This window comes from Mitsuaria chitosanitabida ATCC BAA-476 = NBRC 102408, from assembly GCF_001598255.1.
Lineage (GTDB): Bacteria > Pseudomonadota > Gammaproteobacteria > Burkholderiales > Burkholderiaceae_C > Roseateles > Roseateles chitosanitabidus.
Map to the genome: position 1 here is coordinate 18457 of NZ_BCYP01000019.1, position 10337 is coordinate 28793.

At 70.0% G+C, this 10337-nt stretch carries 9 protein-coding genes and 1 pseudogene; 6 read left to right on the forward strand and 4 right to left on the reverse strand.

Going from position 1 to position 10337, the window contains the following annotated elements:
• Positions 1 to 6: 6 nt before the first annotated feature.
• On the reverse strand, positions 7 to 1068 hold the full coding sequence (locus MCHT01_RS13425) for an SAM-dependent methyltransferase (protein WP_067065860.1): 1062 nt from the start codon (positions 1066 to 1068) through the stop codon (positions 7 to 9).
• On the opposite strand from MCHT01_RS13425, the gene MCHT01_RS13430 reads away from it, so the two are divergent.
• Both MCHT01_RS13430 and MCHT01_RS13435 read left to right on the forward strand, forming a co-directional pair.
• Positions 1067 to 1864 carry a YcxB family protein gene (locus tag MCHT01_RS13430; RefSeq protein WP_148661524.1) on the forward strand — a complete coding sequence of 266 codons (798 nt, stop codon included), beginning with the start codon at positions 1067 to 1069 and terminating at the stop codon, positions 1862 to 1864. The genes MCHT01_RS13425 and MCHT01_RS13430 overlap by 2 nt on opposite strands.
• Before the next feature lie 285 nt (positions 1865 to 2149).
• Positions 2150 to 3085: pseudogene (locus tag MCHT01_RS13435) on the forward strand (MFS transporter); the annotation flags it as partial.
• A 50-nt stretch (positions 3086 to 3135) separates the two neighbouring features.
• On the opposite strand, the gene MCHT01_RS13440 reads toward MCHT01_RS13435, so the two are convergent.
• Positions 3136 to 4779: an MFS transporter gene (locus tag MCHT01_RS13440; protein WP_174549054.1), complete on the reverse strand. Its 1644-nt coding sequence runs from the start codon at positions 4777 to 4779 to the stop codon at positions 3136 to 3138.
• 137 nt (positions 4780 to 4916) lie between these two features.
• Between MCHT01_RS13440 and MCHT01_RS13445 the strand changes: the two genes are divergently transcribed.
• A complete protein-coding gene (locus tag MCHT01_RS13445) occupies positions 4917 to 5786 on the forward strand; it encodes a LysR family transcriptional regulator (protein WP_067065863.1) in 870 nt (289 codons plus the stop codon).
• 28 nt (positions 5787 to 5814) lie between these two features.
• Positions 5815 to 6165: a VOC family protein gene (locus MCHT01_RS13450; RefSeq protein WP_067065864.1), complete on the forward strand. Its 351-nt coding sequence runs from the start codon at positions 5815 to 5817 to the stop codon at positions 6163 to 6165.
• Positions 6166 to 6284: 119 nt separating this feature from the next.
• Here the strand turns inward: MCHT01_RS13450 and MCHT01_RS13455 are convergent, their stop codons facing one another.
• Both MCHT01_RS13455 and MCHT01_RS13460 read right to left on the reverse strand, forming a co-directional pair.
• A complete protein-coding gene (locus MCHT01_RS13455) occupies positions 6285 to 8456 on the reverse strand; it encodes a TonB-dependent receptor (protein ID WP_245643283.1) in 2172 nt (723 codons plus the stop codon).
• Positions 8457 to 8551: 95 nt separating this feature from the next.
• Positions 8552 to 8917, reverse strand: a complete 366-nt coding sequence (locus MCHT01_RS13460) for a DUF2946 family protein (protein ID WP_067065866.1) — start codon at positions 8915 to 8917, stop codon at positions 8552 to 8554.
• Between the two features lie 149 nt (positions 8918 to 9066).
• On the opposite strand from MCHT01_RS13460, the gene MCHT01_RS13465 reads away from it, so the two are divergent.
• Both MCHT01_RS13465 and MCHT01_RS13470 read left to right on the forward strand, forming a co-directional pair.
• Positions 9067 to 9780: a pentapeptide repeat-containing protein gene (locus tag MCHT01_RS13465; protein ID WP_067065867.1), complete on the forward strand. Its 714-nt coding sequence runs from the start codon at positions 9067 to 9069 to the stop codon at positions 9778 to 9780.
• A 224-nt stretch (positions 9781 to 10004) separates the two neighbouring features.
• A partial coding sequence (locus tag MCHT01_RS13470) for a DUF4011 domain-containing protein (RefSeq protein ID WP_148661525.1) occupies positions 10005 to 10337 on the forward strand: 333 nt, incomplete at its 3' end.

Below are 10337 nucleotides of genomic sequence, written 5' to 3' on the forward strand. Positions count from 1 at the left end.
CGCGTGTCAGCGCCGCGGCGCGAAGAGGTAGTGGCTGACCCACCACTGCTGCCCGCGGTCGTAGGCGAAGAGCTCCTCGACCGCGAGCAGGAACAGCCGCCAGCGCTGCCACCAGGTCGGTGCCAGGGCCGCGCCGTAGACGGACTCGAAGACCGGCCGCAACTCGGCGCGGTGCGCGTCGAGCCGCTCCAGCCACGCCGCCGCGGTGCGCGCGTAATGGCGGCCGTCCCAGCGCCAGCGCTGCAGCAGCGACAGGTCGTCCTGGCACAGCAGCGCCAGGTCGTCGCTGGGCATCATGCCGCCCGAGAAGAAGAAGCGGCTCATCCAGTCGCTGTCGTCGCGGACCTCGAAGGTGTAGGGCGCCTCGCGATGCGCGAAGACGTGGAGGAAGAAACGGCCGTCGTCGCGCAGCCAGCGCGAGACCTTCGCGAAGGCGCGCGGCCAGTTGCGCAGGTGCTCGAACATCTCGACCGAGACGATGCGGTCGAACTGGCCGTCGAGCCGTCCGTCCTCGCCGAAGCCGTCGAAGTCCTGCGTCCGGACCTCCAGGTTGCCCAGCCCGCGCGCGGCGGCCTGGGCCTCGATGAAACCGCGCTGCGAGGCGGAGTTGGAGATCGCCAGGATGCGGGCATTGGGGAAGCGCTCGGCCATCCACAGGCTCAGCGACCCCCAGCCGCAACCGAGCTCCAGGATGCGCTGGCCGTCGGCCAGCTGCGCGCGGGCGGCGGTCTCGGCCAGGGCGGCTTCCTCGGCCTGCTCGAGCGTGCGCACGCCCTCGGGCCACCAGCAGCAGCTGTACTTGCGCCGCGGGCCGAGCATCGCCTCGAAGAGCGCGGGCGGGAGCTCGTAGTGCTGGTCGTTGGCCAGGTCCTGCTTCACGGCCAGCGGGGACCGCCGGAGCTCGTCGAGGAAGGTCTGCGTGATCTCGGCGGCCGACTCGTGGTCACCGTGCCGGGACTCGTCGAGTCGGGCGCGAAGCAGGCGCCGGATGCCGCCTCGCAGCGCGAGGTCGGGCAGCAGGCCGCGTTCGGCCAGGGTCAGGGCGATGGAGGAGACGTCTCGGTCCATGGGAATCCTCTCGGCGGTCGGATCCTCGTTGTACGCAACGGGCATCGGGATGGATCTCTTTCGCCCCGGACCGTATCGCCATGACGGGGGAGAGGGTTTTCACGGTCTTGAGCGGCGGGATCCGATCGCGACTTGGAGCGTCATGTTCTTCTTCCGCCACCCCAAACCCGTCGTCGACCGCAGGGCCGTCGCGGAGCACGCCGTGCAGATCGAGCAGCCGGCGCTTCCGATGCTCGAGGCCCTGAGCACGAGCGTGTCGCCCGAGGAGGAGGCCGCGAGGCGGCGCCCCGATCTGGCGTCGGTGCAGGGATCCGGCATGACCGGGGTGCTGCCGCTGCCAGGCGCGGGCGAGGCGCGCGGCCCGGCGGTCGGCTCGCCCGTTGACGAGCCGCCGATCACCTTCCGCGTGCGCTACCGCTTCAGCGAGTACCGGAGCATGGTGGAGGACCACATGCCCACCGCGATGCGTGAGCTCGGCAGGACGCCGGGCAAGCCGAACGTGCTCTCCACCTTCGCCCTGCGCGTCTTCCTGTGGGGCCTGTTCCAGTACAAGCAGTCGCGCGTCGGCGAGTGCCACTTCGAGATCGACGCCGAGGGCCTGACGCGCCACGCGAAGGGCCGCGAGAAGCGTTTCGCCTGGTCCGAGATCGCCGCGCTCCACCGCTACCGCGAGGGCTACATCGTGGCCCTCGCGAAGGGCGGCATGCCGCTGCCGCACCGCTGCCTTTTCGACGGGGAATCGGAGCGGATGGAGCGGTGGTGGCGGGCGGCCGCGTCGCGGGAGCGGGCCGACTGATCCTCGCGCCCGCTTGCGCATGGCGCGCGCACCGCACACACGGCGCACGCCACCCAGACCGGGTACACCGGGCACACACGGCGCACCGCGCCGCATTCCGCGCGGCGCGTCAGGCCATCGACCCGCCTATCGCCCAGGCATCGGGCGACGCCTTGACCTCAAGCCCGCTTGAGCTTCGATACTGCCGGCCTGTCGTACCCGATCCGCAGTACCCGCATGACGTCTCCGCAGTCCGCCGCCCTCCGTTCCCCTGACCAGCCCATCGGCACGCCGGTCCTGCTGCTGATGGCCGTCACCTGCGGCCTGTGCGCCGGGGGCAACTACTTCAACCAGCCGCTGCTGCATTCCATCGCCGTGGGCCTGAAGGTCAGCGAGGGCACGGCCGCGTCGACGGTCACCATTGCGCAGGTCTCCTATGCGATCGGCCTGCTGCTGCTGGTGCCGCTGGGCGACATGCTGGAGCGTCGCCGGCTGGCGGTCGTGCTGACGCTGCTGGCCGCGATCGGCCAGTTCATCAGCGGCTTCGCGCAGAACATCGGCATGCTCGCGGTCGGTACGGCGATGGCCGGGCTGTTTTCCGTCGCGGCCCAGGTGCTGGTGCCGCTGGCGGCCACGCTGTCCGCGCCCGAGCATCGCGGCCGCGCCGTCGGCCTGGTCATGAGCGGCCTGCTCACCGGCATCCTCGCGGCGCGCAGCGTCGCGGGCCTGCTGTCCAGCCTGGGCGGCTGGTCGACCGTCTACCTCGTCGCCGGCAGCGCCATGATCGTCATCGCCGCGCTGCTCTGGCGCGTGCTGCCCGATTCCCGCAATCCGCGGCGCGGCGGCTATGGCGAGACGTTGCGCTCGCTGGTGGACCTGCTCCAACGCTTCCCGCGCCTGCGCAGCCGCACGCTGCTCGGCGGCCTGGCCTTCGCATCGGTCAGCAGCATGTTCTCGACGATGGCGCTGCTGCTGTCGGGGCCCGCGTTCGGACTGGGCGACGGCGCCATCGGCCTGGTCGGCCTGGCCGGCGTCACCGGCGCGCTGATGGCCAGCTTCGCCGGGCGCCTCGCCGATCGCGGCTATCTGCAGTCGACCAGCGGCGTGGCGGCGGTCCTGCTGGTCGCGAGCTGGGGCGTGCTGTGGCTGGGCGGCAGTTCGCTGATGTGGTTCATCGCCGGCCTGCTGCTGATCGACATCGCACTGCAGGGCGTGCACATCAGCAACCAGAACGTGGTCTACGCGCTGATGCCCGAGGCCAGGTCCCGCCTCAACGCGGTCTACATGACCGGCTACTTCATCGGCGCCGCGGCGGGATCGGCCGCGGGCTCCTTCGCGTTCCAGCAAGGCGGCTGGGAGGCGAGCTGCGAGCTGGGCGCGGTGCTGGCGGCGGCCGGCGTCGCCGTGTGGCTGTGGGACCTGCGGCTGGACCGCAGCACCAGCCAGCTCGACAGCGCGGTCAGCCAGGCGGTCACGCAGCCGTAAAGCATCACGCCGCCGAAGCCCTGGGTCACGGCGGCATGGACGGTCGCGGCGGCCGCCTCCGGCGGGAGAACGGCGGCGAGCGTCTGCCGCGCGCCGGCCGCGTCGCCCCCGGCGAGACGTTCCGCGAGCGTGTTCAGCTGCGCGCTGTCGATCGCGGTCCCCAAGGACCCGTCGAGCGCCGCGAGGATCCCGCCGACGAGCAGCAGCCCCATCACGGCGATGTTGAGCGCCAGGGTGACGAGTCGCGCGCTCACGTCCATGCCCGAGGCCATGCCCGCGCGATGCGGCGGGACCGAGGCGGTGGTCATGCTGGTCGCCGGCGTGGTCGTCAGGCCCAGGCCGATGCCGGCCACCAGCGCGCCGGGCAGCACGGCCCAGGTCACCTCCGCGGTGAAGCGGCTGCCCAGCAGCATCAGCAGGAAGCCGACCCCGATCGTGAACAGCCCCATCGGGATCACGACCCGCGCCGCGTGCCGCAGCAGCATCCATTGCGCGATCGGCGGCATGACCAGGAAGGGCACGGTGTAGGCCAGCAGCGCCAGGCCGGTGGCGGCGACGTCGTAGCCCAGGCCCGCCGAGAAGTACAGCGGGAGATAGATCATGAAGGGCCAGTAGCTGCAGTTCATGCCCACGCAGCCGAGGATTGCGCCGGAGAAGTCGCGGATGCGGAAGACGCTGAAGTCGAACATCGGATGGGGGTGGACGCGTTCCGCGATCACGAAGCCGACGAGGCCGGCGACCGTGATCGCCAGCAGCGCGAGCACCGCCGGGCTCGTCCAGCCGAAGCTGCCGCCCTGCGTGATGAGCGTGGTCAGCCCCAGCACCGCGGCGGTCATCGTCAGGATGCCCCCCAGGTCGATCCGCTGCCGCTTCGCCTGCGGATCGCTGGATTCCTCGACGCCCAGGAAGATCAGCACCAGCCCCAGCAGCGCCAGCGGCGCGTGGGCGACGAAGACCCACTGCCAGCTCGCGACCGCGACGATGGCGCCGCCGATCACCGGTCCGAAGCCCAGCCCGATGCCGGCGACCACGCCCCAGATGGCGAAGGCACGGGCGCGCGGCGGTCCCTCGGGGAACTGGTGGGACAGGATCGCGATGGAGCAGATGAACATCGCGCCGCCGGCCATGCCCTGCAGGAAGCGCGCGGCGATCAGCAACGGCGTGTCGGGCGCGAGGCCGCACAGCAGCGACGCGAGGCCGAAGGCCAGCACCGTGAGGGCGAAGACGCGGCGCCGGCCGTAGCGGTCGGCCAGCGTGCCCGTGGCCATCAGCACGCTGGTGCAGGCGATGGTGTAGGCGTTCATGATCCATTGCATGTCCTGGAAGTCGGCGTGCAGCCGGGCTTCGAGGATGGGCAGGATGACGGGGACGCTCGAGATCTCGAGGCCGAACATCAGGGCCGCGAGGCAGACGGCGGCCAGCGCGGTCGTGGAGTGGCGAGGGTGGGACATGAGGGTGGAGATCGATGGCGCCGCGGGGCCGCGCACGCGGGATGGGACGGATCGAGCCATTCTTATGACCCTCGTCTCATGGGGCAAATGATTAAATCCGTGGCGATTCAGCGCTCGGATTCATTAATCTGCGCGGCATGAGCTTCGACCCCGCCCTCCTGCAGGCCTTCATCGCGGTGCACCAGTCCAACGGCTTCACCCGCGCGGCCGAGCGACTGCACCTGTCGCAATCGGCGATCAGCCACCAGGTCCGGCGACTGGAGGAGCTGGTCGGCCGGCCGCTGTTCCATCGCACGACGCGGCGGCTCAGCCTGACCTCGGACGGCGAGGACTTCCTGCGCCTGGCCGAGCGCATCCTGCAGGCCCAGGACGCGCTCGCGCAGCACTTCCGACGCTCGCCGATCGAGGGCACGGTGCGGCTGGGGGTGCCGCAGAGCTTCATGAGCGAGGGCTTGCCGCGCCTGCTGCGGCAGTTCTCGCGCGGCTGCCCCAACGTGCGGCTCGAGGTCAGCGCCGGCGTGACGCTGGACCTCGGCGCGATGGTGCGGGACCGGGAGCTGGACCTGGCGGTCGTGGTGACGGTCGCGGGCGAGGGCCGGGGCCAGCTGTTGCAGCGCCTGCCCATGGTCTGGGCCGCGAGCGAGGGCTTTTCGCTGAAGGATCACGCGTCGATGCCGCTGGCCTACTCGCCGCCGCCCTGCGTGTGCCGGCAGATCAGCGCTGACGCGCTCAACGACGCCGGCATCGCCTGGCATGGGGCGTTCAGCTCGCACAGCCTGGAGGACCTGCGCGCGGTCGCGCTGAGCGGCCTGGCGGTGACCTCGTTCACGCGTGACCACCTGCGGCCGGGCATGGTGGCGCTCGACGAGCGCGATGGGATGCCGCCGCTGCCGCATCTGGACTTCACGCTCGAGTATGGGGAGGCGGACGTGGCGGCACGGCCACCGGCGGTGGCGGCGCTGGGGCGCTTGATCGCGACTTCCGGCATGGAGAGCCCGCGGGCATAGAGTCCGCGCACACGACCCGGAGCCCCGCATGCACGTCAAACGCATCATCGCCAACCTCGCCGCGCCCGACCCGTCGGCGGTCGACGGCTTCTATCGCGAGATCCTCGGGCTGGAACTGGCGATGGATCACGGCTGGATCCGCACCTATGCCGGCGATGCCCGGATGAGCGTGCAGGTCAGCATCGCCAGCGAAGGCGGATCGGGAACGCCCGTCCCCGACCTGTCGATCGAGGTCGACGATCTCGACGAGGCGCTGCGCCGGGTGCATCGGGCCGGGATCCCCGTCGAGTACGGGCCGGCGCACGAACCTTGGGGCGTGCGCCGGTTCTACGTGCGGGACCCGCTGGGCAAGCTGGTCAATCTGCTGCAGCACGAGTGAGCGTGAGGCTTGCCAGCCCACGAGCCTCACGCTCCTTGGCAGCCCAAGAGCCTCACGACTCCCTCGCCCGCTTGCGGGAGAGGGTCGGGGTGAGGGTCTTCGGGCTCTCACGCCGCCGCTCAGAACTCCTTCGTCAGACTCACATACACCGTCCGCCGCTGCCCGTACTGCGGCGCGCCGACCCCGATGCCCGAGCCGTCGCGCAGCTGATACGTGCGATCGAACAGGTTCAGCACCGACAGCCGCGCCTCCACCGGACCACCGCCGCCGAAGTCGAAGCGCTTGCTGATGTCCGCGTTCACGCTGGTGTACGAGGGCAGGTGCGTCGTGTTCGCGAAGCCGTTGCGCAGTCCGCTGCCGAAGACGGCGCTCGCGCCCAGCGCATAGCCGTCGGGCAGTCGCACGTTGCCGCCGGCCGAGGCGCTCAGCTTCTGCTCGTGGTCCAGGTGCACCCAGTGGTCGGCGATGAAGGCCAGCTCGTCCTGCTCGAAGTTGAACTGGCCGGTCTCGACCTGCGTCGCGCGCGCATGCACCGTGCCGAGGTTCAGGTACGCCGACCAGCTGGACGCCTTGTAGGTCGCCGACAGGTCCACGCCGTAGATCTTCCCGTGCGCGTAGTTGAACGCCGAGTAGATCAGCGCGTTCCCGAACTGGCCCTCGTCCTGCAGGTGCTGCACCGCGCGGTAGTAGCCGTCGATGCCCAGCGTCAGCTTGGGCGTGACCTGCCAGGCGGCGCCGGCGTCGTAGTAGTTGGAGCGCTCGGCGCGGACCGCGGTGTTGGCGTCCGAGGGCAACGCGTTGGTTGTGCCGGCGAAGGCCGCCACCGAGGTGGTGTCGATCTTCTCCGTCGGCGGGGGCGTGAAGTAGCGCGCGTAGCCGGCATGCACGCGCAGCGTCGGCGTCGCGTCCCAGACCACGCCCAGGCGCGGACTGAGCTGATGCTCCTTCGTCACCGTGTCGACCTGGTCGTAGCGCACGCCGTAGTTCAGCGTCAGCGCGCGGTCCAGCTTCCACTCGTCCTGCAGGTAGGCGCCCCACAGATGGCCGCCCAGACGGCCCGAGTCCGCGATGCTGATCGGCGTCGTGCTGGTCTGGTTGCCGTCATCGTCGGCCGGGAAGACCTGCGCGTTGTTGGCCGTGCTGGCGTGCTCGCGCTGCGCGAAGAGCCCGGTGCGCAGCGTGTGCGCGCTGTTCAGGCGCCAACTCAGGTCGGCCTGCGCGCCGTTGGCCTCGTTGCGGCGCAGGATGTCGGCGGCCACGCCCAGGTACTGCAGGTCGCCCACCGGGTCCGGCGTGTAGTGCACGTCGGTCGTGCGGTGGAACAGCGAGACCTGGTAGTCGATGTCGCTGCCGATGACGCTCTGGTAGCTGACGACGGCGAAGCGGTTGCGCTCGCGCTGGCGGGCGTCCAGCGTGCTCGAGTCCTTGTCCGGCGCGCCCGCCAGCGAGAACGAGGTCGACTGCCCCGGCGAGTTGGGGATCTGGAAGCGGTTGTCCGTCACCCCGGCCATGGCGCTGATGCGGCTGTCGTCGTCCAGCAGGTAGGACACCAGGCCGAAGCCCTTGCCCTGGTGCGTGCGGTCGTGCAGCGCGTTGCGCGAGGCGGTCGGGTTCTCGATGCCCAGGTCGTTGCCGAGGTAGGAGCCGCTGAACTCGTAGCTCAGGCGCCCCTGCGTGCCATGCAGCGTCAGGTCCAGCTCGCGCGAGCGCTGCGTCCCGACCGTCACGCCGACGCTGCCGGCGAAGGGCTTGGACTCGGCGTCCACGCCCTTGGTCGTGATGTCGACGATGCCGGCGGTCCGGTAGCCGTATTGCGCCGGCAGCGCGCCGGTCAGCAGGCTGATGCTGTCGGCGAAGCGGGTTTCCAGCGTCTGGCCGAAGCCGCTGATGGCCTCGGGGATGACGACGCCGTTGATGCGGTACTGCAGGTTGGCATGGTCGCCGCGCACGTGCAGGCCGCCGTAGGAGTCCTGCACCACGCCCGGCGTCTGCAGCAGGACCTGGTTCAGCGGCGTGTCGTCGCCCTGGGGGAGCCGGGCGATGTCGGCCTTCTCGAACTTGTAGATGGTGCTGCCGGTGTCGGGCGACAGGCCGTTGCGAGCGGCGTCGAGCCGGTTGCGCGCGCCCGTCACCTGGACGGTGGGCAGCGGGTTGCCGGTGGCCGGTGGCGTATCGGCGGCGGGCGCCGCGGCGGGGGCAGGGGCGTCGTCGGCGCGCGCGGGCAGGGCGTGCAGCAGCGGATAGGCGAGCGACAGGGACAGCGCGAGCACGCGCAGTGGAGGCTTGGACATGATGATTCTCTGAATGCGGTCGGACGGACGCAGGCCGAGGGCGTCCGCGCTTCGGTGAAGCGCAGGGACGCGGCGATGCGGTCAGGGGAGCGAGGTCAGAGAAGCGTCGGCGGGCCGCGGCTGCGCGGCTGGGGCGCGGGCTGCGAGCGGGAGGCGAGCTCGACAGCGGAGGTCTGCACATGGCCGGCATCGGCCAGCGCGAGCACCGGCGCCTCGGAGCGGGCCGAGGCGGCCAGGTCGTCGAAGGCCAGGCAGAGCTCGCAGAGCTGCTCGGTGCTCAGGTCGTCGGCATCGGCGTAGGTCTTGCCGTCGTCGGGCGCGCCGTGGGCGGTGGCGACGGTCTGCCCCGAGGGGGCGCCGCCGTGCGGACCGCTCAGGTGTCCGATGCCATGCCACACCGCTCCCTGCTGCGAGAGCAGCATGAACAGCGGGAGCAGCAAGTGCAGCAGATGCTTGCGCATGGGGCGGGATTATGGGGGCGTTTGTTCACGGACCCGGTCGTCACGTCAACCCGGATCCCAATGCCCTTGGGCATTCGTGAGGACATCGGCACGGATCGTGACCGCCGCGCATAGAGTGGCGGCCCCGCCCTTCAGCCCCCGGATCCGAGATGTCTTCCGCCTCTTCCACCTCCTCCGACGCATTCCTCACGACGGCCGACGAGGACGTCCCTCGCGCGCATCTTGACGAGTTGCTGACGAACGACCAGGTGCTGCACCGCTTCGAGCACTGCGTGTTCGACAGCGAGGATCTGGAGGGCGTGGATCTCCGGGGCGCGGTGTTCGTGAGCTGCAGCTTCGTGCGGACGCGCCTGGACCGGGCGATCCTGTCGGGCACGCGGTGGGAGCGTTGCCGCTGCTCGGGCGCGAGCTTCGATCTGGCGGACCTGACGGACGCCCGCTTCGATCACGGCGACCTCAACAACACGAGCTGGAGCCGGGCGCGGCTGTCCGGCGCGTCCTTCGCCGACGTGAAGCTCACCGGCGCCCGCTTCCCCGAGGCGCGGACCCTGGGACTGACGCTCAAGCACTCGCTGCTGGTGAGCGCCGACCTGCGTGGCATCGCCTTTCGCAAGCTGACCGTCGAGGGCCTGAACCTGAGTGGCGCGGACCTCGCGGGCTGCGACTTCACGGATGCGGTGCTGGTGGACTGCGACCTGACGAACGCCAGCTTGAAGAACACCAGGTTCGCAGGCGCGGACCTGCGGCGCGCGCAGCTGGGCGCGGTGCAGGTGGGCGACCTGCTCCAGCACTTCAAGGGCAGCACGATCTCGTCCGAGCAGGCCGCGGCGCTGGTGGCGGCGTTGGGGGTGAATGTGGTGTGAGGCCTAGGGCTTTGCCCCGGCAAAACGTCTCACAGTGGCGGCGCATTGCTTCTCTGCTAGGCGAGCGAAGTCAGACCTTCCGTGCCTTTTGATACTCTCCCCTTACATTCGATCTAGATCCGGGGCACCTGATTGAGTGCGAATGGCTGCGACGTAAACGAGAGGTGCTGCGCACTCCCGTGAAAGCGTCGAATTGAACAAGAGTGTCAGAGGGAGAGAAAAGAATGAGCTCGGACATCGCCGCGAAGCTGCATGCCAGCCGTAAGGAGCTGCTGGATATCGGTCTGCGAAACAATCTCATCAGCTTCAGGAAGACCACCAAGAGTCTTGCGCTGATGCCCTGCGATGCAGGCGAAGTCTTCGATGCGCTCTATGCGGAGGAGAAGGCGCTTTCGATTGCAGCGTCGACCAAGATTGGGCGGCCTGCGGAGGATCCGAGTGAGGACCTCGGCGACACGGATCTTGAACTCCTGCAGGAGCTGAGTCATGGACAGGCTCAGAAGGAGGCTCCCGACACAGCGGACGAGACAACGTCGAAAGGACGCAAGTCAGTGAAG

What these genes read in the sequence shown, in the direction of transcription:
- MCHT01_RS13430 (WP_148661524.1), top strand. Translation starts at nt 1,067, where the DNA reads ATGGGAATCCTCTCGGCGGTCGGATCCTCGTTGTACGCAACGGGCATC.
- MCHT01_RS13425 (WP_067065860.1), bottom strand. Translation starts at nt 1,068, where the DNA reads ATGGACCGAGACGTCTCCTCCATCGCCCTGACCCTGGCCGAACGCGGC.
- MCHT01_RS13440 (WP_174549054.1), bottom strand. Translation starts at nt 4,779, where the DNA reads ATGTCCCACCCTCGCCACTCCACGACCGCGCTGGCCGCCGTCTGCCTC.
- MCHT01_RS13445 (WP_067065863.1), top strand. Translation starts at nt 4,917, where the DNA reads ATGAGCTTCGACCCCGCCCTCCTGCAGGCCTTCATCGCGGTGCACCAG.
- MCHT01_RS13450 (WP_067065864.1), top strand. Translation starts at nt 5,815, where the DNA reads ATGCACGTCAAACGCATCATCGCCAACCTCGCCGCGCCCGACCCGTCG.
- MCHT01_RS13455 (WP_245643283.1), bottom strand. Translation starts at nt 8,456, where the DNA reads ATGTCCAAGCCTCCACTGCGCGTGCTCGCGCTGTCCCTGTCGCTCGCC.
- MCHT01_RS13460 (WP_067065866.1), bottom strand. Translation starts at nt 8,917, where the DNA reads ATGCGCAAGCATCTGCTGCACTTGCTGCTCCCGCTGTTCATGCTGCTC.
- MCHT01_RS13465 (WP_067065867.1), top strand. Translation starts at nt 9,067, where the DNA reads ATGTCTTCCGCCTCTTCCACCTCCTCCGACGCATTCCTCACGACGGCC.